18 protein-coding genes are annotated in these 23027 nt (G+C 71.9%); 5 read left to right on the top strand and 13 right to left on the bottom strand.

Annotated elements, in window-relative coordinates; genetic code table 11:
- Positions 1 to 3: 3 nt before the first annotated feature.
- From LDL48_RS02020 to LDL48_RS02045, 6 genes are all read right to left on the bottom strand, one after another.
- Positions 4 to 1869, bottom strand: a complete 1866-nt coding sequence (locus tag LDL48_RS02020) for a hypothetical protein (RefSeq protein ID WP_225253204.1) — start codon at positions 1867 to 1869, stop codon at positions 4 to 6.
- A gap of 120 nt (positions 1870 to 1989) precedes the next feature.
- On the bottom strand, positions 1990 to 3885 hold the full coding sequence (locus LDL48_RS02025) for a S1 family peptidase (protein ID WP_225253205.1): 1896 nt from the start codon (positions 3883 to 3885) through the stop codon (positions 1990 to 1992).
- A complete protein-coding gene (locus tag LDL48_RS02030) occupies positions 3882 to 4226 on the bottom strand; it encodes a CU044_2847 family protein (protein ID WP_225253206.1) in 345 nt (114 codons plus the stop codon). The genes LDL48_RS02025 and LDL48_RS02030 overlap by 4 nt, the downstream gene beginning before the upstream one ends.
- Positions 4227 to 4333: 107 nt before the next feature.
- Positions 4334 to 6913: an ABC transporter permease gene (locus tag LDL48_RS02035; protein ID WP_225253207.1), complete on the bottom strand. Its 2580-nt coding sequence runs from the start codon at positions 6911 to 6913 to the stop codon at positions 4334 to 4336.
- Positions 6913 to 7683 carry an ABC transporter ATP-binding protein gene (locus LDL48_RS02040; protein WP_225253208.1) on the bottom strand — a complete coding sequence of 257 codons (771 nt, stop codon included), beginning with the start codon at positions 7681 to 7683 and terminating at the stop codon, positions 6913 to 6915. Before LDL48_RS02040 ends, LDL48_RS02035 begins: the two co-directional genes overlap by 1 nt.
- Positions 7684 to 8088: 405 nt before the next feature.
- Positions 8089 to 8946 carry a tetratricopeptide repeat protein gene (locus tag LDL48_RS02045; protein WP_225253209.1) on the bottom strand — a complete coding sequence of 286 codons (858 nt, stop codon included), beginning with the start codon at positions 8944 to 8946 and terminating at the stop codon, positions 8089 to 8091.
- Between the two features lie 120 nt (positions 8947 to 9066).
- On the opposite strand from LDL48_RS02045, the gene LDL48_RS02050 reads away from it, so the two are divergent.
- The 3 genes from LDL48_RS02050 (at position 9067) to LDL48_RS02060 (ending at position 13917) form a co-directional block, all read left to right on the top strand.
- On the top strand, positions 9067 to 9375 hold the full coding sequence (locus LDL48_RS02050) for a CATRA system-associated protein (protein ID WP_225253210.1): 309 nt from the start codon (positions 9067 to 9069) through the stop codon (positions 9373 to 9375).
- A 98-nt stretch (positions 9376 to 9473) separates the two neighbouring features.
- The gene (locus LDL48_RS02055; RefSeq protein ID WP_225253211.1) at positions 9474 to 10847 is read left to right on the top strand and encodes a hypothetical protein; all 1374 of its coding nucleotides are present in this window, start codon (positions 9474 to 9476) and stop codon (positions 10845 to 10847) included.
- Entirely contained in the window at positions 10837 to 13917 is a 3081-nt protein-coding gene (locus tag LDL48_RS02060; protein ID WP_225253212.1) for a CHAT domain-containing tetratricopeptide repeat protein, read from the top strand. Before LDL48_RS02055 ends, LDL48_RS02060 begins: the two co-directional genes overlap by 11 nt.
- On the opposite strand, the gene LDL48_RS02065 is transcribed toward LDL48_RS02060, so the two are convergent.
- The 4 genes from LDL48_RS02065 to LDL48_RS02080 form a co-directional block, all read right to left on the bottom strand.
- Positions 13886 to 16573 carry a tetratricopeptide repeat protein gene (locus LDL48_RS02065; RefSeq protein WP_225253213.1) on the bottom strand — a complete coding sequence of 896 codons (2688 nt, stop codon included), beginning with the start codon at positions 16571 to 16573 and terminating at the stop codon, positions 13886 to 13888. The two genes, LDL48_RS02060 and LDL48_RS02065, sit on opposite strands and share 32 nt — an antisense overlap.
- A gap of 326 nt (positions 16574 to 16899) precedes the next feature.
- Entirely contained in the window at positions 16900 to 17481 is a 582-nt protein-coding gene (locus tag LDL48_RS02070) for a dihydrofolate reductase family protein (RefSeq protein WP_225253214.1), read from the bottom strand.
- A 69-nt stretch (positions 17482 to 17550) separates the two neighbouring features.
- Positions 17551 to 18390 carry a helix-turn-helix domain-containing protein gene (locus LDL48_RS02075; RefSeq protein ID WP_225253215.1) on the bottom strand — a complete coding sequence of 280 codons (840 nt, stop codon included), beginning with the start codon at positions 18388 to 18390 and terminating at the stop codon, positions 17551 to 17553.
- A 107-nt stretch (positions 18391 to 18497) separates the two neighbouring features.
- Positions 18498 to 18986, bottom strand: coding sequence for a MarR family winged helix-turn-helix transcriptional regulator (locus tag LDL48_RS02080; RefSeq protein WP_225253216.1), 489 nt, complete (start codon positions 18984 to 18986; stop codon positions 18498 to 18500).
- A 158-nt stretch (positions 18987 to 19144) separates the two neighbouring features.
- Between LDL48_RS02080 and LDL48_RS02085 the strand changes: the two genes are divergently transcribed.
- On the top strand, positions 19145 to 19345 hold the full coding sequence (locus LDL48_RS02085) for a DoxX family protein (protein ID WP_225253217.1): 201 nt from the start codon (positions 19145 to 19147) through the stop codon (positions 19343 to 19345).
- A gap of 161 nt (positions 19346 to 19506) precedes the next feature.
- Here the strand turns inward: LDL48_RS02085 and LDL48_RS02090 are convergent, their stop codons facing one another.
- Positions 19507 to 20280, bottom strand: coding sequence for an SDR family NAD(P)-dependent oxidoreductase (locus tag LDL48_RS02090; protein WP_225253218.1), 774 nt, complete (start codon positions 20278 to 20280; stop codon positions 19507 to 19509).
- A 151-nt stretch (positions 20281 to 20431) separates the two neighbouring features.
- Here LDL48_RS02090 and LDL48_RS02095 point away from each other — a divergent pair, with 151 nt between their 5' ends.
- On the top strand, positions 20432 to 21337 hold the full coding sequence (locus tag LDL48_RS02095) for an AraC family transcriptional regulator (RefSeq protein WP_225253219.1): 906 nt from the start codon (positions 20432 to 20434) through the stop codon (positions 21335 to 21337).
- A gap of 89 nt (positions 21338 to 21426) precedes the next feature.
- Here the strand turns inward: LDL48_RS02095 and LDL48_RS02100 are convergent, their stop codons facing one another.
- Positions 21427 to 22017 (bottom strand): DUF4291 domain-containing protein, encoded by a 591-nt coding sequence (locus tag LDL48_RS02100; RefSeq protein WP_225253220.1) that lies wholly within the window; start codon positions 22015 to 22017, stop codon positions 21427 to 21429.
- Between the two features lie 63 nt (positions 22018 to 22080).
- Positions 22081 to 22506 (bottom strand): hypothetical protein, encoded by a 426-nt coding sequence (locus tag LDL48_RS02105; protein ID WP_225253221.1) that lies wholly within the window; start codon positions 22504 to 22506, stop codon positions 22081 to 22083.
- Between the last annotated feature and the right edge of the window lie 521 nt (positions 22507 to 23027).

Raw genomic sequence — 23027 nt, forward strand, 5'->3', positions numbered from 1 at the left:
GGCTCACAGCTCCCGCCGGCTGTTGAAGTTGTCGACGCCGACCTCGTCGCCGTCGATCCACGCCTCGCACCGGGCGTACCAGGTGACGGCCGAGTGCTCGGGCCGGGCGGGCAGCCGCACGCGGATCGTGCAGTGCCGTCCGGGGCCGCAGCTCACCCCCGGGTACTCCCCGAGGAGACGGTCTTTCTCGGGTGGCGTCCCGGCCTCGTGGAGCCAGACCTTCACGGTGACGCCGGCACAGGGCCGGTCGGCGGTGAAGGCCAGTGCCCTCCGGCCGGGTCCGTGCCACCATCGCCGGACGACCGCGTAGATCAGGGTGAGCGGCGCCGCCCGCACGGACGCCGTGTCCGGCTCGGAGACCAGCACGCCGCGCCCGGCCAGGTGGAGTTCGGCCGTGGCGACGAGAGACACCGGGCCGGCGTCCTCCCACTCCACGTATCCCCCGCCGTCCCGCAGCTGGACGTCCGTGACCGTGACCGGGACCTCGCGCCCCGCGCTCCGCCAGACGAGCTTGGCGACCTGCACCTTCTCCGGCCAGTCCCAGGTGGCCCGCACCCAGTGACCGGTGCGGTTCAGCCTGAGGTCGATGAGCTGGGGCACGCGCTCCACCTCGACCTCGGCGCCGAAGCAGGCCAGGCCGTCGGCGACCGCGACCGGCAGGAGCCTCGAAAGTCCGGTCGGCAGGCGGTACTCCATGGTGCCGCCGCCGGCCGAGGAGGGGGTGATCTCGTCGCCCAGCTGGGGCAGAAAGCGGTCGGGGCCGACCTTGCCGGCCATCGCCGGAGCGTTCTCCCACGCCCGGAGCAGCGCCGGACGGACACCCGCGGGCATCGGGCTCCACCGGGTACGCACCACGACCCGGCCACCGGAGTCGAGCACCGTGGTGCCGGCCAGCTCCGGGACGGGCGGGGCCGGACGCAGATTCACCCCCCGGGAGGTACGCCGTCCGACCACCTGCCGGCCGGTCAGCCTGTGCCGGTAGAGCGGAACGATGTGGTACTGGACCTTGCCGAGAAGTCCCGGATCGTCGGTGAACTCGGTGGCGCCGGGGCCGGTACGGACGGGCACGCCGTCGTCCGTGCCCGAGGTCTCCCGACCGGTCGTTCGCCAGACCAGCACGCCGACGCAGTCACGATGCTGCTTCCAGGCGCCCCGCACCACGCCCGGTGGTCCGCAGTAGACGTCGAAACCGGTGACCGGCGGGTCGAACCACGCGGTCTGCCGGCCCGTCCGGTCCGACCCCTCCGCGGTGACGGAGTACCACACCTGTTCGGCCACCGGCGGGTCCTCGTCCCGGAAACGGGTGGTGGCCAGCCATGCGGTGATGACCGCGCGGTGGCCGCCCGCCGTCGAGCGCTCCACCAGGTACCTGGTGCCGTGCCGTACCTCGGGCGGCGGGGTCCAGGAAAGGTCGACGCCGCCGGCGCTGATCTCGACCTTCACCTCGAACGGAGGGGGTGCCGGGGCAGGTTCGCCGGGCTCCTCCTCGTCGACGATCTCAGCGAGCAGCCGCCGCAACGGCCTGATGCCGGCGTCCGGCGGCCGGGCAAGGGACGGCACCTGCGCACGCCACCAGCTCGCGTCCTGGTAGGACGGGCCCACCTCCTCGCGGAGCGTGCCGTCGAGCGCCACCCAGCGGCGGCAGACCGGGCCGATCGGGGTGGACGTGCCCTGCAACTGCCGGTGCCAGAACGCCACCACGTCGGCGACCCGCTGGAGCACCACGTCGTCCGACGTCAGCTCATCGGCACGCAGGCTCTCCAGGTCGTAGCGGACGCTCACCGCCACGTCGTTGGCGTTCCGCAGGTGCGGCCGGATGACTCGGCGGGTGTAATCGCCGGCGCTCCACGCTGAATCCTGCTCCGGCACCGGCTCTCCTCCATCACCAGCCCCAACACCGCGATCCCTCTCGGTGACGACAGCTGCCGCCCAGGGTGGCGTATCGATGGCCACGTGTCTATCGGCTGCCCGGCAGGTGCCGGGAACCGGTCAGGTCAGGACGAGCAGCCTGAGGACGGGCGCGCTCGGTCGCTCGGTCACCGGCATGGGCGGAAGGGCGTCGGCGTCGCCGTTCCGGCCGTCCACCACGACCATCACGTTGGCGATCGCCGTGCTGATCCGCGACCAGTGCTGCCGTACCTCGGCCGGGGTCATCGCCAGCACCGTCCAGCCGGCGCCGCGCAGGCGGTGCAGCAACGGCGCGAGGGCGGCGGCCGGAACGTGCTCGAGGCGCCGCAGCTCCCCGCCGACACCGGCCGTCCACTCCCGCAGGCCGGACGCGGTCGCGTCGAGCTTCCGGCCGGGTTCCGGCAGCGGCGGCAGGGACATCTCGTGGTCGACGAACTCGATAGCCTCGATCGCCGGCAACGCCGGCAACGCGCCGGCCTCCCAGGCCTGCCGCACCGCGACGGCGGCGGGGACGACGGACTGACCGTCCGCGGCCACGAAGCCGACCCAGCGGCCGGCGCACCGGACCGGCGAACCGGGGCAGATCGGCGCCCGGCCGGGACCGAGCCAGTAGCGGTCACGACGGTCGTGACTTCCTCGAACGGTGCTCGTCATGGTGACCGGCGGCGAGCCGTTGCCCGGCAGCCCCAGGACGTCACCGGCGACCTCGCTGCCGTGCACGACGAACCGGCCCCACCGCAGCGGCTCCGCCGCCGGCACCGGGTGGCGCAGACCGAGGACGGCCACCTCACCCTCCGGTATGGCCAGGACGTCCGCGACCACCTGCTCGCCGGTCGCCGTGACGAACCGGACCGGGCTCTCCCGCACGGCACCCCCGGGTACGAAGGCGGTGTCCCGGTCGACCGCGAACCCGTAGACCGCCGCCCCCGACACACCGTCCGCCGGCAGCCGAAGCGCCCGGGCGGCCAGGCCGTCACCGGGCCACGACACCTCCACGGGCGGCGCCGGAGGCGGCAGCGGAGGCGGTTCCGGCACCGCGCGCTCGATCGCCTCGATGACGGTCTGCACCTCGGGCATCCGATCGGTGGCCTCGGCCTCGCCCGGCGTCCGCGCGACCAGTCCCTCCCAGAGCCACCGGCTCCCCCACTCGTGCGCCTCCGGCGTGCCCAGCCAGAGGAGCAGCCCGGCCAGGTGGTACTCCATCTCCTGCTGGGACTGGTTGCCGGTCTGCACGACGAGACTCTCGACGAGGTCCAGCAGCGAATCGAGGTGGCCGGGCAGATCCGGCACCTTCTGCCGGAGCCCGTGGCGTAACTGACTGACCTGGTCCGGGGACAGCCGGCACGCCGCTATCGTGCGGCGCAGGGCCTGATAGGCGGGAGGGCCGAGCAGACCCAGCCCGATCAGGTCGTCCAGTTTCGGGCTGTGCCGCACCAGCTCCCTGGTCGGAATGATCATGCCGACCTGGTCCTTGGCCGCGGTGGCCTTCACCATTCCGGCCACCGTGGCGTCCCTGCGGCAGGCCGCGGCGCCGCTGAAGCCGTGTTTGATCCAGACGGGACGGTTGTCCACCGGTTCGACCTGGAGATTCCGGCCGATCTTCTGTGCCGGGTTCGCGGTGAATTTGACGTTCACGCCGTCCGGGTAGTCCTGCACCACCGCGAAGGCCGACAGCTCCTCGTCCGGCGCGAAGGTGAGCGCGGCGAACGACGCCAGTCGGGCCGGCGCGATCCCGGTCACCGGTTCGGTGAGTTCCACGACCGCCACATCACCGGCGGCGGCGGTTTCCGCACACCATTCCCCCGGGCCGAGGACAGTGCCCTCGGCCCGGACGGCGCCGTCGTCCAGGAACACCCGCACCGCAGAGTGTCCCCGGACGACGTGGTCGCAGGTCACCACGTGGCGGTCGTCGACGAGAAACCCGCTGCCCCCGCCGACCGGTGCCGCGATCCGCGCCCGCCAGGCCGTATCCGTCATTCGTCGTCGTCCTCGGCACCGGCGGCGGAGGCGGCGGCGGACCAGGACATCCGGACGATCATGTGGCCCTCGGCGGCCGTCTTGGCGAACACCGCCGCGCTCGCCTCCGCCTTGAACTTCACCCCGAACTCCAGCTCGACATGGTCGGGGCCCGCCGCCTCGAACGCCTCGATCGCCTTGACCGCCATGTCCCGGATGTTGGTCAGCGATTTCTCCAGGGTCTCCTGGGCCCGCAGCACATTGCCCTCGAACTTGACATCGGTGAATCCGCCCGGGGGGTCGACCTCGATCAGCACCTCGGTGCCGTCGGCCGCCTCGATCTTCATCATTTCGTTCGACACTGCGGTCCTCCGTCTTGCCGGTCACGGGCAACGAGCGTCGCGGATGCGGACGACCAGTGCTGTCGGCATCCCGTCATTTGCCGCAGCCTGCGAATGCCCGGCGGCGGTCACTCGTAGGCGATGGCGTCCAGCACGTTGAGCCTGGCGGCCCGCCAGGCCGGCCACAGCGCGGCGGCGACCCCGGCGAGCGCCGCGAGCAGCACGAAGCCCGCGAGGCTGAGCCACGGCACGGAGATCGTGCTGAGGAAGTCGATGTCGATCAGGGCCGCCGACAGGGCGGCCCCGAGGCCGACCCCGACCGCGATCCCCAGCAGACACCCGAAGACCGCCATCACGACCGACTCCGTGCCGACCATGCGCATGACGCCGAACCTGCTGAGCCCGACCGCTCGCAGCATGCCGAGTTCCCGGGTCCGCTCGTAGATGCTCAGCAGCAGCGTGTTCAGGATGCCCAGGAGCGCGACGAGGATCGCCAGGCCGAGCAGCACGACCACGATCGCCAGGGCGATGTCGACGAACGAGTTGAACTGCTCCACCAGGCTGGACCGGTCCCCGACGGTGACCAGCGGGAAGTCCGACATGATCTGCTCGACCCGCGCGGTGACGGCGGCCGCGTCGGCGCCCTCGGCGAGGTCCACGTACCCCTGACTGGCCAGCGGCCCGGCGAAGTTCTGCACCGCCGACGGCGGCAGGAACACCGTGCCGGTCAGGATCGGTGTGCTCTCGAACGTGCCCACCAGCCGGTACTGTCGCTCACCGCCCTTGCTGAGCGCGATCGCCACCTGGTCGCCGACCTCCCAGCCGCGCCCGTCCGCGGTGTTCTCGTCGGTCACGAACTCGCCCTCGCCGAGCGCGCTCAGGTCGCCCTCCACCGGCGTCATCCCGAACATGTCGCGCACCACCGGGAAGTCCTGGTCGAGGGCGCCGAAACCCAGCGACTGGTTGGCCCGTCCCTCGATCTCGGCGTCGACCGTGACGAACAGCGACAGCGCCCGCTCCACCCCGGAAACCTCGCGGACCTCCTGCATCGCCGCCGCGGAGAATCCGGTCTCACCGGTCGGCGCGGCCTGCGTCTGGTTGGTCTGCACGATGACGTCCGCGCCGATGGACGAGTTGACCTCCTGGTCGATCGTGGTCTTGAACGAGGCGCCGACCACGCTGGCCGCGCTGACCAGCGTGACGCCGATCATCAGCGCGGCCGCGGTCACCGCCGTGCGGCGCGGGTTACGCAGCGCGTTGCGCACGCCCAGCTTGCCGCTCGTCCCCCAGCCGACCAACCGGCCGATGAGACCGGCCAGCGGGCGGGTCAGCAGCGGCGACAACAGCGCCACCCCGAGGAAGACCATCCCGACGCCGAGCAGCAGCGCGGGCAGCGTCAGGTCGCCGACGCCGGTCAGCCCCAGCCCGACCAGCGCGACGCCGGGCACCGCCAGCGCCGCGCCCACGATGGACAACGTCCGCAACGGCTTGTCCGGCCGGGCCACCTCGCGCATCGCCGCCAGCGGCGGCACCGACGACGCCTTCACCGCCGGCACGAACGCGGAGAAGACCGTCACCAGGATGCCGACCGTGTACGCCAGCACCACCGGGAGCACGCCGACGGTCAGGCCCGCGCCCGGCAGATCGACGCCGAGCAGACCGGTCAGGAGCGCGCTGCCCGCGTACCCGAGCCCGATGCCGGCCAGCAGGCCGAGCGTCGCGCCCACCACCCCCACCAGCACGGCCTCCACCAGCACCGACCCCGCCACCTGCGTCCAGCTCGCGCCCATGGCGCGCATCAGCGCCAGCTCCCGCGCCCGCTGCGCGACCACGATGTTGAACGTGTTGAAGATCAGAAAGATGCCGACGAGCACCGCGACGATCGCGAACGGACCGAAGAAGTACGTGCTGAGCTGCGACAGTCCCTCGTTGACCGCGTTCGCCTGCTCCTCATTCGCCTCCTCACCGGTCATCGCCTCGAACTCGGCCGGCAGCAGTGGCGCCACCCGGTCGCGCAGCTGCTCGGGCGACACCCCCTCGTCGGCGGCCACGAACGCGCCGGAGTAGACCCCGGTCCGGCCGTAGAAGATCTGCTGGGCCTCCGCCTCCTGGAACAGCACGAGGGTCTCGCCGGCCAGCGAGTCCCGGTCGCCGCTGTAGGTGACCACCCCGACCAGCGAGAACTCCCGGGCCTCGTTGACCCGGGGCAGGTAGATCTTGAGCCGGTCGCCGACCGCGGCGTGCGCCTGCTCGGCGGTGAACCGGCTGATCGCCACCTCGCCGGCCCGCGTGGGCCACCGGCCTTCGGCGACGCCGACCAGCGAGAACGGGTCGTCGCCGGTGACGCCGCCACCGATCTGCGGCGTGCCGGACGTGGTCACCGGGTCGCCGTCGCGCATGTCGAACGGGACCACGCCCTCCGCGCTCACGTCGCCCTGCACCGCCGCGGCGCCGTCCACCCGCAGCCGTTCCACCTGTTGCTGGGTCAGCCGCGGCGGTTCGCCGTCCTCCGTGGACTCGTCGGTCGGCGTGATCTGGACCGCGACGTTCTGGTTGATGGACTCGAACAGCTTGGAGAAGCGGGCGCCGAGCGTGTCGGTGAGCACGAACGCCCCGGACAGGAAGCCCGTGCCCAGCACGATGGCCACCACGGCCAGGGTCAGCCGCAGCTTGCGGGACAGCAGCCCGCGGAGACTGGCGCGCAGCATCAGCGCTCGCTCCCCACCGGCGGAACCGCCGCGGCGGGAGTGTCGAGGCCCTTGAGCCGGTCGAGCACCGCCTCGGCGGTGGGGTCGCGCATCTCGTCGACGATCTGGCCGTCGGCGAGGAAGATGACCCGGTCGGCGTGGCTGGCGGCGTTCGGGTCGTGGGTCACCATGACGATCGTCTGGCCGTATTCGCGGACGGACCTGGCCAGGAACGACAGGACCTCCGCGCCGGAGCGGCTGTCGAGGTTGCCGGTGGGCTCGTCGGCGAACACGACCTCCGGCCGGGCGACCAGGGCGCGGGCGCAGGCGACGCGCTGCTGCTGTCCGCCGGAGAGCTGCGTGGGGCGATGGCCGAGGCGGTCCCGCAGGTTCACGGTGTCGATGACGGTGTCGTACCACTGCTGGTCGGGTTTGCGGCCCGCGATGGACAGCGGAAGCAGGATGTTCTCCGCGGCCGTGAGGGTCGGCAACAGGTTGAACTGCTGGAAGACGAAGCCGACCTTGTCCCGGCGCAGTTTGGTCAGGCCGCGGTCGCCGAGGCCGGTGACCTGGGTGTCGCCGATGTAGACCTGGCCGCGGGTGACCGAGTCGAGCCCGGCCAGGCAGTGCATGAGCGTGGACTTGCCGGACCCCGAGGGTCCCATGATCGCGGTGAAGTGACCGCGTTCCAGTTCGACGTTCACCCCGCGCAGCGCGACGACCTGGGCCTCGCCGCTGCCGTACACCTTCCACAGATCGGCCGCGCGAGCGGCCACCCCCGTCGCATCCACTCGTTGCTCCTTAGGCACGTGTTGATGGCGGCGACCGCCGCCGACCACTGCCTGCGCCCGGTCGCGAAGGTCAGCTTAGCCATCACGGGTCCGGCGTGGTGTCCCTCGGTCGCGTCGCTGACACCGGGCGTCCCGGGTTGCCGGAGCGCCTCCGCCCGAGCCGGGCACCCTCCGCAGTGGACGGCACCGGGGAAGGCAGGCGGCTGCACCGTGCCGCCGCGCGGGCGACAAACGTCGCAGCCTGTGGTGGACCGGATCGTGGGCGGGCCCGGCGGCGAGGTTCGCGACGCTCACGGGGCTGGTCGGCACCATCACGGGGGTCTACGGGATGTTCCAGGGCTGAACGCACACCGACCGGCGAGGCCGGCGACGATCGTGGCCGCGACCACCGGCTTTCCGGTCGTTCTACGCCGGGTCGCGGATCGCCACGCTGCGGTCGAAGCAGGCGGCTGCCCGCGCCGAGTCCCCCACCAGTTCGTAGGCGATGCCGAGGGTGCGTAGGCAGCCGCCGTACGTCCTCGACTCCGGCGCTACGCGCTCATAGATGTCCTGGGCCTCGAAGAGGCACTGCAGCGCCTCGTCAACGCGCCCGGCGTCAAGCAGCGCGACGGCGAGGTTGGCGAGTGTGTCCGCGAGGTCCTTGGGCCACGGGCCCCGGCGGGAGATCGCGACGGCGGCCTCGTGCATCTCGACGGCCTCGTCCAGGTCACCGGTCTGGCGCGCGACCGTGCCCATCTTCCCCAGCGTGATCGCCGTGTCCCGGGACATCGGGTCGATGGCCGCCATGATGTCGAGCCCGGCCCGCAGTTGCGCCATCGCGGCGGTGGGATCGCCGTGGTCTGCGCTGATCATCGCCAGGTGGGTGAGAATCTGGCCCTCGATCAGGGAGTTGGGCCGGTGCCGCCGCACCGTGTCGAGGGCTTCGTGCAGGGCGGCGTGCGCCGCCGCGAACTGTTCGGTCCCGAGACGGCACAGGGCGAGCGAGGTGAGGGCCTCGGCGAGATGCACCGGCATGTGCAGGGCGCGGCGCAGCGCGACCGCCCGCTGCAGCGTCCGGGTAGCGTCGTCGATCCGCCCCAGACGGAACTGGGCAGCGCCGACCCGGTCGAGGCACCACGCCACTTCCACGCCGGCCGGATTCACCTTTTCGTGCAATGCGAGGGCTTGCTGGTAATGCGTCAAGGTGCCATAGATGTCGCCGGCCCGGAAGCATGCTTCTCCGCGTTCTGCTGCCCTATCCGCCTCCACTCGGTTGCCGGTCATCGACATCTCCCGTCTCGGTATGCTTTCGCGTGCCGGGACGGAACGCGACCCCGACGGCACGTTATCACTTCCCCGTTATTCCCTCGCGCTGCGGTTCGTCCGACGAGAGAAAGGCTCACGATGATGCGTGAAGACGGTGCCGAAGGCATATTTCCGGTCATCGAAATGATCGAGTTCTGGTCGATGCGGAAAGCGCAATGGGCCGAAGTGAAATTGCTTCTCGAGCGACTTGTCGCCGCATCCGACCGCGGTGATCCGGCCGACGTTCTGGACCTGACGATTGCCCTCGAGGAGCGGGCCCCGGCCCGCCTCGGTTCGCTCGAGACCGCCCCCGCCGACGAGCGGCCGCAGCCCCCACCGGCCGACGTTCGCCAGCTGGTGATCGATCTGCGGCGGTCGATCGGCGCCTCTACCGGTGAGACGTCGTGAGGGTCCGGGAACCGGCGATGGTGGTCTGTGCGTTCGCCCACCGTGACTCGGCTGCGGCCGCTCACGTGCCACAGGTATGGGGTGCGCTAACCGTTGTCATGCCGGAGGAGTTGCGCACCGACGTACCGACCGGATGGTCCGCCGAATCGGCGGCACGTCCTCTTTCCGGTGCTCCGGCACGGGTTGTCGCCGCGGCCCGCGGCGGCTGCGCCGAGAACCTCGAGCAGGCGATGGGGATTCGCCATCCGGCAGGTGTCGGAATTGTAGCGGCGTTCGCCCGGAAGGGTGAACACGAGGCCGACTCGTGGGCGGATCTTTACCGGCGGTGGCGCACGATTGCGGCGGATTCCGAACTCGACGAATCGCTGACGTTCCTGGGCGTGACCGCGGAGGGCGGCGAGGTGGGCGACGCCGGGGAGGATGCCGGCGGTCAGGTGCGCCGGGTGCTGCGCAGTATCGGGCTCGACTGCTGGCAGGGGGTCCGCGCCGCCGACGGGAAACCGTGGTTCTGGGAATGGGACAACCCGGGTGACGGCCCCCGCCTGCTGGTGGCGCTGGGCGGGCCACCCGCGATCGCCGCACTCGACGCCCCGGTCTGGGGCTTGCCGGGACAGCGAGACCTCGCCGCACCCCCGGCCGCCTACCAGTGGATCAACGAGCTGCTGATCCGCCGGCTCACCGAGACGGTGACGGCGCAGGAGGAAGGGCTGCGCCGGGCCTGCGCCCGGCTCGACGAGCAGGTGACCCGTACCGCCCAAGGGTGGCCCGTTCGACTCTGGAGCGTCGAATCGCTGGAAGCGGCGGAGGCGACGCTGGCGGAGACGACCGCGCGCGTGTCCGAGTTGACCTGCGCCGCGGCGGACCTGGAGGAGACCCACGCGGTCGCGGGTGAGCTGGGCCGCAACATGATCCGGCTGACCGGAAGCCTGGGCGCCCTCGCGGACTGCCGGTCCCCCGCCGGCGACCGTAACCGGGCCGACCTGCTCGTGGCCCAGGCGGCGCTGTCGCTGACCCGCGCCCAGGCGACGCGGCAGCGCAGCGAGACCACGCTCGGCCTGCTGCGTACCCGGCTGACGCTCGATCAGAGCATCCTCGCGGCCCGACAGCGCCGGCACACCCTCGCCCAGACCGCCATCGTGGCCGGCCTGCTGGCCGGGCTCGGCGCGCTGAACACGTTCCGCGCCTCCCTCACCGTGCCCGGTCAGGCACGGTGGCCGTTGGCCCTTCTCCTGGCCGGCGCGCTCGTCACGGCCCCGCTCATGGTCGCGCACTGGCTGCGGGCCCGGCAACCGGTCTCGGTACGGATCGCGCTGGCCGTCACGGCCGGTGCAGCCGCCTTCACGGTATGCCGATTGCTCGACGTGGCACCCGGCGCCTGGGTCCTGCTGCCCGCGCTCGTGCTGGCCGGCTGCGCGGCTGTCGTGCCGCTCGGTGCGCGTACCCCCACGGCGATGGCAGCCCATGGTCGATAACCGGGAGACGGTCGACGTCGAGGCCCTGATCGGACAGGTGCAGCGGCTCGTCAACGACAGCCCGGCGGCCCCGGAGACCGCCGACGCGATGGAGCGCTGGTGTGCGCTGACGCTGGACCGGCTGCCGTCCGCCGAGGCCGAACGGTTGATCGACGGCAACCTGCGCCGGCTCGACATGCGGGCACCGCACGCGCCGGCAACGGGCATGCTGTACCTCTGGTCCGGCAACGCCCGGATGGAGCGGGACGACTTCTCGCAGGCCATCTCGCGGTTCGTCCGGGCCGGGCGGATCTTCGCCCGCTACCCGGAACAGGAGTCCCGGCGGCTGTGGGCGCTGACCAACCGCGGCAAGGCGCTCGTGCTGTGCGGCCGGTCCGCGGAAGGCGAGGCCGTTTTGGCCGAGGCCCTGGACCACTACGTACAGGGTAAGAAATGGCCCAGCGTGGTCGACCTGTCCAGCGCTCTCGGGGAGGCAGCCGAATCACGCGGGGATGTCGGTGAGGCCGATCGCCGGTTCTCGGCCGCCGCTCGGACGGCTGCCCGGCTCGGCCTCCCCACGGTGGCGCTGAGCTTCCGCGAGCACCTCCTGCGCCTACACGAGCGGTGTTCCGCAGAAGACTCCCGCGAGCTGGCCATCGCGATGGACAACGTGGCCACGACCTGCCGCGAGCTGGGTGACCTCGACCGCTCCCAGGACCTGGGTGAGCGCGCGCTGTGGATCGCCCGCGCCGCCGGCGCCGAGCTGGACGTGTCCATCTGTCTGCAGAACCTCGCCACCACCGCCTTCGAGCGTGGACAGCACGGCAGGGCCGCTCGCCTGCTCGACGACGCCATGTCGGCCATGCCCGGCGCGGAACGGCAGTCGGCGCGGATGGTGGTCTGCCTCTCCTCCCTCGGCGCGGTACGCCGGGCGCGGGGTGATGTGTGGGGGGCCTCGGTCGCCTTCGGTGACGCTGTCGCGCTCGCGGAGGAACTCGGCCTCGACGATGTGATCGCCGGCCGAGCCATCGGCAACCTGGCCAGCCTCGACCTCGAACCGGGCGCCGACTTCACGGACGAGACCCTGCGACGCTTACGACGTGCCGGTGACCTGCTCGAGGCCGGCGACCCGGCGGAACGGCTGACCGCGCGGGCCAACCTCGCGACGGCGCTGCTGCGGCGCGATGCCGTCGACGAAGCGATCCGCCTGCTCCGGGACGGTGTGACGCTCGGACACCGGATCGCACCCGACGCGTCGGCCACCGCGGAGCTTCGGGTCCACCTGGCCGCGACGCTGCTGGCCGACGCCGGCGCGGCGCCGGGACCAGAAGCGATGGCCCTGCTGGATCACGCAATTGATGTGCTGACGCGCCGCGCACCAGAATCCCGTGGCCTGGCGATGGCCCTGACCGTCCGCGCCCGCGTCCATCGGCGCGCCGGGCATGTCGACGCGGCCATCGTGGACCTGCAGCGTGCCACCGAGATCGTGGAGTACGCCCGTGCCGAGGTCAGCGACAGTCTGCGCGTACGGATCTCCTCGTTCGCCGAGCGCCACGAGCCGTACCGCCTCCTGGTGGGCCTCCTGCTGGACCGGGGCGCCGACGGGGACCATGATGCGGCCCTGCACTATGCGGAGCTGTGCCGGGCTCGTGCGCTGCTCGATCAGCTCGAGACCGGCGGCAGCTGGCACGAGCTGCCCGGACCGCTCGCGGCCGACCTGCGGACGACCGAGATCCGGCTGGCGGCGGCGAAGGCCGCCCGCACGGCCCCGGTGGACCTTGTCGTGCAGGCGGCCGCGCAGGCGCACCTGACCGGTGGTCAGGAACTGGTCACCAGGCTGCTCAGCGAACACGCGGCACTGTTGAAGGAACTGCCCAGCCTCGAGGAGCGCGCCGAGCGGCTGCGCGAGTCGGTGCGTGCCGAGCCGGCCGGGCGGCTGGTTGCCGCCGTCCCGCCGTCCCCCGCCGGGACCCGGTCCCTGATCGCCGCGACGCACGGCACCGCGCTACTGGCGTTCCTCGACGTCACCGACGGCATCGTGTTGTGGATCGTCGCGCCCGACGGAGCCGAATGTGTGATTCGCTTCGACCAGGCGGCGCGGGACCGGATCGCCGTGCTCTGCACGGACACGGTCGGGTCGCTGCACGACCCCGGCGCCGAACGCCGCTGCTCGTTCGATGCGCGGCGGGCGGCCGCTCGGCAGCTCGGGAACGAGTTGTTCGGCCGGGTGCCGCCTTCGGTGTTTGTGGCGGCCCGCCGGCTGCTCGTCATCCCGGACGGCCCGTTGCACCTCGTACCCCTGGATCTGTTGCCTTCGCCGCTGGACCCGGATGCGCTGATCGCCGATCGCTGGCCCACCACCTACGGCCCGTCGCTGGCGGTGCTGGCCAAGCTCGCGGCCCGGCCGCCCGAACCGGCGCCGGAACACGACTTCGTGGGTTTCGGCGATCCGGTGATGGTCCCGGCCGACGAGGTCCGCGAGTACACCGGCGACCTCGGCAGTTGGCTGGCCTCGGAGAGCCGCCGGCTCAGCCCGTTGCCCGGCACGGCCCGGGAGGTCGCCGAGATCGCCAAGCTCTTCCCGGGCGCCGCCGTCGTCACCGGAGCGGACTTCACCGAGGTGGCGGTGCGAGAGCTGGCGCCCAAGGCCCGGTATCTGCACTTCGCCACCCATTCCGTGATTGATCCGGTGGACTCGTTGTACTCGGGACTCGTGGTCAGTCCGCTGGCGTCGGGCACGCCGGACGACGCCTTCCTCCAGGTGTACGAGATGGCCCGATTGCGTCTGCGGGCGGAGGTGGTGGTCTGTTCCGCCTGCCAGACCGGCGTCGGCCGGTTCGAGCCGGGTGAAGGCGTCATCGGCATGACACAGGCGTTGCTCGCGGCGGGTGCGCGGTGTGTCGTGGTCAGCCTCTGGCCGGTGCCGGACTCCACGACGGTTCGCTTCATGACCGCGTTCTATGCGGAACTGGCGGCGGGCCGCGCGCCGGTCGAGGCATTGGACGCCGCGCGCCGAACGCTGAGGGCCCGGCACCCCGACCCGTTCTACTGGGCCTCGTTCATCTGCGTCGGCGCCCTGCCGACCGCGTGACGGGAGTCCGTCGCCTGCGTCCGCGTCCGCCCGGGGCTGATCCGGAAACCTGCCTCCGCTGATCACCTGGCCTGCTCGCGCCGGTGAGGTCGTGGAGGTCCTCTGGTTCGGGCAGGCCGAGTTCCGCATAGAGGGCCCGGGCCCGCCGGTGATGCGAACGCGCGTGGACCGGCCTGCCGAGGAGGCGGTGGGCGTGGCCGAGACCGGCGTGGGCCCGGGCCTGCTCCACCCGGTCGTCGATGTCCGCGGCGATGGTCCGGGCCGCGGTGTGGTGGGCGAGAGCCTCGGTCGGGCGCCCGGCGGCGTGGGCCGCCTCGCCGAGGCCGTTGAGCGCGCAGGCTTCGCCTCCGCGTTCGGCGCTCTCGGTGAAGATTGCCAGGGCTTCGCGGTGATGGCCGGTGGCCTGGGCGTGCTGGCCGAGAAACCGATGGAGGGTACCGAGGACGTCCAGTGTCCAGGCTTCGCCGTGCCGGTCGCCGAGTTGCCGGCACAGGGCGAGTGCCTGCCGTAGACGGTCGCCGGCCGGACCGTGCCGGCCGGAGCGAAGCTCGACCTCGCCCAGGGTGATCAGCGCCTTGGCCTCGCCGTCCCGGCTGCCGGTCCGCCGGAACAGGCCGAGGGCTCGCCCGCAGTACTCCGCGGCCGGGCCCGGCCGGCCCAGCCGCAGGTGGAACACGCCGAGGTCGCCGAGCGCGTGAGCTTCGCCGATGCGGTCGCCGACCTGCTGATACAGGGCCAGGGCCTGCGCGCAGTGGTCGGCGGCCGCGCGGTAACGGCCCGACGAGTCCTCCATCGCGCCGAGGTGGTGCAGGGTACGGGCCTGTCCCCCGAGGTCGCCGGCCTGCCGGAACAGCGTCAGCGCCTGGCGCAGGTGCCCGGCGGCCAGCTCCGGCTCGCCCAGGCGCTGCCGGGCCATGCCCAGGTCGTTCAGGGCATGCGCCTGTCCGATCGGATCGCCGCTGCGGCGGGCCGCGTCGTGGGCGCGGCCGTGCACGGTCAGGGCGTCCCTGGTGTGGCCGCCGCTGAGGTAGCGGAACAGGGTCCGGGCGAACCTGGTGGCGTGGACGGGCCAGCCGTGGCCGGCGGCGTGCACGGTGACGGCTATCAGGGTCAGGCGTTCGGTGTCCAGCCAGGCCAGGGCGGCGTCCGGGTCGGTCAGGGGTGGCTTGCGGGTGGCCGCCGGCGGGATCCGGGGCCGGCGTCCCGCCTCGGCGGGGTACAGCACGTCCACGGCGGTGTCGCAGGCGGCGAGGTAGTGGTCGAACAGGCGAGTCAGCGCCGTCCGGCGTTCCGCCGGGGGTTCCTCGTCGGCGGCGCGGTTGGCGGCGTACGCCCGGACCAGGTCGTGGAAGGTGTACCGGCCCGGGCCGGCCGGCTGGAGCAGGTGATCACTGCCCAGGCGGCTCAGCAGTGACTGGACGACGGCGGGGTCGGTGCCGGTCAGGGCCGCGGCGGCGTAGGCGTCGAAGTCCTGTCCGGGATGCAACGCGAGCAGTCGCAGCAGCCTCCGCTGGTCGGCCGGCAGGTGCCGGTAGGACAGGTCGAGGGCGAGTTCGATGCCGGTGTCCAGGCGCCGGTCGCGGTGGCGTTCGTCGAGCCGGTCGGCGTGGTCGGTGAGCGTCCAACCCGGTGTGCCGTCGATGTGCCCGGCGATCAGGCCGAGCGCCAGGGGCAGGTAGCCGCAGCGCCGGGCGATCCGGGCCGCGGCGTGCGGATCCGCGCCGACCGGAACGCCGGGCACGGCCCGGGTCAGGAACTCGTCGGCCTCGTCGGGGGTGAACACGTCCACGGACAGCCGGGTCGCCGGGTACAGGTCGGTCAGGCCGCGCCGGCTGGTGATCAGGGTGAGGCAGCCCGGGACGTTCGGCAGCAACGGACGAACCTGCTCGCTGGTGGCGGCGTTGTCCAGCACCACCAGCACACGCGTACCGGCGAGGCGATCACGGTAGGCGGCGGCGCGCGCCGGCAGGGTGTGCGGAATCTGCTGCCCGGGCATCCCGAGCAGTCGCAGGAACCCGTCCAGAACCGCGGCCGGATCGGCCGGCGGCTGCGCGGGATCAGGATCGAAACCCCGCAGGTTGACGAACAGCACCCGCTCGAACGGCCGCCGCCGGTGAAGCAGATGCCCGGCATGCACCGCGAGCTGGGTCTTGCCGACCCCGGCCATCCCCTCGATCGCGGAGATCACCACCGCGTCCGCACCCCGCGCGGCGTGGCAGAGCCGGTCGAGTTCGCCCACCCGCCCGGTGAACCCGGCCAGATCCCGCGGCAGGCCGTCCTGCACCCGCACCTGGGACACCGCCTCGATCTCCCCGCCCACCACCCGCAACGCCTGACGCCACGCCGCCACGTATCCGGCGTCGGGGTGCAGCGCCTGGACCACCGCGAGCACCAGGTCGGTGTCCAGGCGTCGCCGGCCGGGCCGGAAGCAGTACGCGACGGTGGATTTGCGCGTCAGCTCACCGGCCGGCCGGCCCGCCGCGGTCCAGGCCGCGTTGACCCGGTCCTTGATCGTCTCGTAGGAGGGGTCGCCGGCCCACACCTTCAACCGGCGCAACTGCTCGACGACATCGGCAAGGCTGTTCGCCTGCCCGGGGTCGGGCGGCGCGTGGAAAACCGCTGCCCGTACCGTCACCGGGTCTTCCGACAGCTGCATCACCCACCCCACGATTCGGGTCGATGTCTCCGCGTCCGAGGCTAGCGATCTCCTCGCCGACTGCGGTAGCCCACCGTGGTGCCGATCGCGGTCCGTCCGCAGGCGGGTGGCGGCCCAGTCGACCAGCCAATGGCCAGGATCGGGGTGACCGGCAGTCGCGCGGTCAGGCTTCGAGGATGGGCCGCCGAACGTCTCCGGCGCCTGGGTGCGGATGCCGTGCCGCGCGCCGAAGTCCTGCACGTCATCCTGCTGCCGCTCCGGGCACACCGCGTAAACCGTCCTAGGAACCTAAGCTGAAGGCACGTGCCGCGGGCGCGATGCCGAAGTCAGCGGCGCACCTGATAGCGCAGGTGGAGCACCCGGTTGCCGTGAATCACCACGTCGGGATCCGCCAACAGGTGCTGCGCGTCGACCGATCCGAAGTAGCGCTTGCCGGACCCGAACACCACGGGTACGACATCCATGCGCACCTCGTCGACGAGACCCGCGGCGAGCACCTGGCCACCGACGTTCCCGGCGGCGACCTCGACCATGCGGTCACCCGCGAGCTCCTGTGCCCTGGCCACGGCCGCCTCGACGCCGTCGACGAAGTGGAACGGCGCCTCGGGGTCCCAGCCCTCGGGCGCCGGCCGGTGCGTCACGACGACCACGTGGTCGATACCGCTCGGCGGCTTCCCGTCCCAGCCGTCCGTCATGTCGAACACGTGGCGGCCGGCGATCGTCACCCCGATCCGGTCCCAGTACGCCCGGGTGTAGTCGTAGGACGCCTGCGACACCGTCAACGCGCCGCTCTCGTCCAACGGGACGTCACCGCTGGACAGCCAGTCGAACAGCGGTCCGGGCTGGTCGTGCTCGTCCGCGATGAAGCCGTCCACCGAAACCGAGCTGTACATGACCACCTTGCCCACGGGGGCTCTCCTCTGCTTGTCGGAATGCCCTCAAATTAGCGTGTCGTGGGCCGCCGTTCTTGTAGGAAATCAATCGGCCGGCAACGGCCAGCCCTCCAGCGGGTGGCCGGGATGGTCGCGCAGGAACCGCCGCCGGACCTCGACGTACCGGGTCGGCGTGAGCCCGGTGAACGCCCGGAACTCGTGGCCGAAGTGGGCCTGGTCGAAGTAGCCTGCGCCCCCGGCGAGCTCGCTCCAGTCGATCGGAACGGCGGGGTCGATCGCCAACACGGTGGCGGTGAAGCGGTAGGCGCGGGCCAGCCGCTTCGGCGTGACGCCGATCAGGTCCTTGAACCGCTGCGCCAGATGGGTGCTGCTGACCCCGGCCGCCACGCTCAGGTCGCCGATCGGCGCCGCTCCCCTGGTCGCCGCGAGGACCCGGCTCGTGTGGCGGATCAGCCCGAGCCCGGCGGTCTCGCCGAGCCGCCGCATCAGCTCCTCCTCGAGCAGCGACAGCATCTCGCGCGGTCCGTCCGCCGTGGCCAGCCGGTCGCGCAGCTCAGCGACGGCCGGCCGGCCCCAGACCTGCTCCACCGTCACCGGCCGGTCACACAGCTCGGCCGCGGGCATCGGCAGGAACGGCGCCAGCCCCCACGGCTTGAAGTGCACGCCGACGGACCGGGTCCCGGCCGGGTAGCCGAAGTCCCACGCGCGGGTGGACATGGTGACCACGCAGCCGTCGGCGTACTCGGCCGTCTCGATGTCGGCGCCGGCGCGGATCCGGAACGGCGGCCCGAGGTTGACGATGAGCAACGCCGCCGGACTTGCCGGGAGCGTCAGCCGGGCGTACGGCGGCGTGCCCTCCAGGTAATAGAGGTCGTCGATCAGCCCGTCCAGCGGCGGTCGCGGCGTTCTGGACACGTACTCCACGGGCCCAGCCTGGCATCGCCACCGGCGGCGGCGGCCGGCACTCGGCGGCCGTCCCGGCATACGGCCCGCGCCATGGGACGGGCCACGATTTCCGACCGCGGCGGGAGCTAGTAGGGGCGGGCACCCGGGTACGGGCCGGCCGGGTCGACGGCGCGCATGATGCGTCCGCAGATGTCGTGCAGCTGCCGCGGTTGCGCCTTGGTCAGCGGGTCGAAGACCAGCCGGCGGACCTCGGCGACGTGGCCGGGCGCGGTCGCGGCGACCTTCTCGAAGCCCTCGTCGGTCAGGGTGGCGAGCGTGTAGCGGCCGTCCTCCGGGTCGGGCGAGCGGAGCACCCAGCCGCGCTTCTCCAACCGGCCGACGGCCTGGGAGAGCCGGGGCAGCGACCCCTCGGAGATGGCCGCGAGCATGCTCATCCGCATCCGGCGCTCCGGCTGCACCGAGAGCGCGGCCAGGATCATGTACTCGAACAGGTTGATCCCGGCGTCGCGCTGGAGCTGGTTGTCAAGCGAGCCGGGCAGACGTGTCAGCACGGAGAACAGCGTCAGCCAGGTGTTCTGCTCGTCCTGGTCCAGCCAGGGGGTCTCGTCGGACACGCCGCCGATCGTACCCGCCACTTGCATCTTTAACTGATCGCCGCCGTTGCAGGCGGGCCGGCGAGGTGAACCACCGCACCCCGATATGACTTGCATGTTTAAGTCTTAGCCCGCTAGCTTGACTTCCCTGTTCAAGTCATCTCGCCCCATGGAGAACCGTGAACATCGCCCTTTGGGGCATCGCCGGGCTCGTCGCCGCCCAACCGTGGGCGGCGGTGACCGGGCTGGCCCTGGTGATGACCGGCGCCGTGCTGATGCACGTCCGGCGCCGCGAATTCCCGGCACTGGGACCGAGCGGCGTGCTGCTGATTCTGGCCGCGATCGTGGCATGGGGCCGGTTCGGGCCGTACGCCTTCTGATCCCGGCCCCGGGACCGCGCCCACTCCCCCACGCAGCGCCGGATGACGCCCTCGAAGTCGAAGCCGTCCGGGCGCGACCTTCCGTCACCACGGCCTCAGTCGTCGACGGTCGCCGTAGAACTGCCGGCAGTTGGCGTGCCGCGGCTCGGCGGTGGCGCGGGTCAGAGTTTGAATCCACCGGAGACTTCGATGTTCTGCGCGGTGATCCACCGGCTCTCCTCGCCGGCCAGGGCCGCGATCACCATACCGATGTCGTCGGGTTCGCCGATGCGGCCGAGGGCGGTCTCCGCGGCCAGCGCCGGAATCGCCTCGGGGTACGCCTCGAAGCCCACGACGCCGGAGGCGTCGGCGAGCCGGGTTCGGGTGGGGCCGGGCGAGACGGCGTTGACCCGGATGCCGCGCGGGGCGAATTCCGTGGCAAGGTAGCGGGTCATGACATTGAGACCGCCCTTCATGGTGGCGTAGGCGGAGAAGCCGGCGTCCACGGGTCCGGCCGGCAACGCCGAGCTGCTGCTGACGTTGACGATGGCACCGCCGTCGGCCAGCAGCGGCAGCAGCGTCTGGGTCAGGAAGTACGGCCCTTTCAGCAGAACCCGCATGAACTTGTCGAACAGTTCCTCGGTGGTGTCCGCGAACGGGGCCATCCCGCCGAACCCGGCGTTGTTGACCAGACAGTCGAACGTGTCCCGTTGCCAGTTGTCGCGCAGCGCAGCCACGACCTGTTCGCGAAAGGCCGGAAAGGTCTCGCTGTGGCCGACGTCCAGCCGAAGCGCGACGGCGGTGCCGCCCACCTTCTCGACGGCGGCCACGGTGTCCCGCGCGCCCGCCTGGTTGCCGCTGTAGGTCAGGATGACGTCCGTTCCCCGCTTGGCCAGCTGGACGGCGGCACTCTGCCCGATGCCGGAGCTTGCGCCGATGACGATCGCGATTCGCATGATTCCGCCTGTCTCTGCATGTGTTGGAGCGACTGGCGCTCCGGTGATGCATCAATCAGACCAGCTCAGGGACGCTGTTCGGTAGAACCATGCTCGCGTATGCTTGCACGATCCTCTTATCGCCGAGACACGGCAGTGCTTCAATAGGGGCATGTCGCTCGCCGAACTGCGTCACCTGCTGGCCCGCCACGCTCGACCCGACTGGGCCACCGCGATCGACGGCGTGCTGATCGGGAAGGCCGAGCGGGCGAACCAGTCCTCGGCGTCGATGTCCGGAACGGTGCTGGCACTCATCGCGCAGGGCGCGAAGACGCTCGCGATGGGCGATCGAGTGTACGAGTACCGAGCCGGGCAGTACCTGATCGCCTCGGTCGACCTGCCGGTCACCGGCCACTACACCGAGGCCCGCCCCGAGTGTCCGGCGCTCGGGTTCGGACTGACGCTGGAACCCACGGCGATCGCGCAGTTGCTGCTCGACGCGCCGCCGGGCAGCGGGTTGCGGCCCGGCGGCGGCGTACCGTCGGCACTGGCCGTCAGTGACGCCCCGGCCGAACTCGTGGACGCCGCCGTACGGATGCTCCGCCTGCTCGAACGGCCGCGCGACATCCCGGTCCTTGCGCCTCTGATCAGACAGGAGATCCTCTGGCGAGTCGTCACCGGGCCGCAGGGGGCCGCCGTGCGCCAGCTCGGCCTGGCCGACAGCAGCCTGACCCACATCGCCCGCGCGGTCCGGTGGATCCGCGACAACTACCAGGAATCGTTCCAGGTGCAGGAGGTGGCGCGGCTGTCCGGCAGCAGCGTGTCCGCGTTCTATCGCAACTTCCACGCGGTCACCGCGATGAGCCCGATCCAGTTCCAGAAACAGATCAGGCTCCAGCAGGCCCGGTTGTTGCTGGCCGCCCATCCGAACGACGTCACCGGGGTCAGCCAGCGCGTCGGGTACGACAGCCCGTCACAGTTCAGCCGCGAGTACCGCCGACAGTTCGGGGCGCCGCCGAGCCAGGACGCCGCCCGCCTGCGCGACACCGAACACCGGCCCGCACCGTCTCTGCCCTAGACCGGCCCTGGCGGTCGGACGTTCGCCGACCGTTCCTGCCGGCATGGCGTTGCGGGCGTCGGCCCCGCCGGTCCGGCGGGATTCCGGCCTCACCCGAGGTGGGCGCGGAGGCGATCCGGCAACGGGTACGGGTGTTCAGCGGGCAGGTGGCCGGCCGCCGCGTCGAGCTCGCCGTCCCGTACGAGGGCGCGGATGCGGGCCACGGTGGACGTGATGTCCCTGATCGCCACGGTCCACTCGTCGACGTACCGGTGGACGGCCTCGCCGCCGAGGCCGAGTTGCAGCGACCGGTACGGCAGGGCGGCCAGCCGGAGGGACCGCTCCGGATCCCACTGCACCCGCACCGCGCTGGTCTTCAGCCGCCGCGACCAGGCGGCGCGATCCGGGTAGGTCTCCCGGTCGTAGTGGCTCAGGCAGGCTCGTTCGAGCGCCCACTCGAAACCGTCCCGGGTGATGTCCACCGCCAGCACCCGTTCCTGTCCCGGCTTGGTGGCCCAACCGCAGCGGTACATCATCCACAGGAACGACGGCTTGATCCACGTCATCCGGTCACGTTTGAACGGCGTCACGAACCGGCCCGCGGCGACCGCGGACGCCGCGATGTGCGGCGAGTACGCCTGGTAGACGGTGACGGTCCCGGCGGTGTAGCGGGCGCGGATCTGGCGGGAGGCAACGGTCACGCCCCCGATCCTCGCCGACCAGGCCCGCCCCGCTCCACCGGAATTCGCCACCAGAGTGTGCCGCTACGAACGTCCGGACGCCGCGAGCCCGAATGCCGACCCCGGATCAGGGCCCGGCAGGTAGCGCGTGCGGCTGCCGTACGTCCGGTCCTCGAACTCCACGAAGGCCAGGCCGGGGATCTCGGGTACGAGTTCGCCGTACAGGTGGCGGGCGACCAGCTCGAAAGTCGGGCGGAACGGGAACCGTTCGGTCCACGGCCCGTCCCCGAGCAGGCCCGCCCACACCGCCAGCCGCGCCGATACCGCGTCCGTGTCGACGAACCATCCGCGCTCGGTGAGATCAGCGTCCGCGAAACCGACACCCGCGCGCAGGGCCACCTCGACGGCCTCGCCGGGACCCAGCCGTTGCTGCCCAGCAGCGGCCCTGACCGGCGACGGCAAGCCTTGACGGGCGCGGAAGACGACGCAGACGTCGACGACGAAAGGCATCGGGCGATCATTCCACCCGCGCGGCGGCCGAGGTGAGGTGCACGGATCTGCGGTCGATGCCCGAGGAGCCGGCTCCCAGGCGGGCCGCGCCGGCCTACGCGACCTCGGCACCCGGGCTCGCCGCCGCGGTGAGCCGGCCGTCCCCGGTCCCTACCGGCCGAGTACGGCCGGCGAGGTCGTCGCCGGAAGTCAGTAGGCCTCGGTGTCCATTCGTGTCCAACGACGCGGGACGCGGCGCCCCGGGAGGTGTGGCCCGCCGGGGCGCCGCTCGGTGGTCAGGAAGCGGTGACGTAGAGGTCGGTGACGCCCTCGTTGACCGCCCAGACCGGGACGCCCCACCACCAGCGCGCGATGCAGGAGGTGCTGCCGGCGGGCACGTCGATGTACTCCGGGCCGGCCGCGGGACTGCTGGACTGGACCTTCAGACGGCCGGTGCGGCCGTCGTAGTTCGTCGCGCACAGCTGGGTCGTTCCCAGAACCAGGTGGAGAAGAGCTGGTCGCCGCCCGGAGGCAGGTAGGTC

The organism is Jidongwangia harbinensis (genome assembly GCF_020216025.1).
In the GTDB taxonomy this organism is placed as follows: Bacteria; Actinomycetota; Actinomycetes; order Mycobacteriales; family Micromonosporaceae; genus Actinoplanes; species Actinoplanes harbinensis.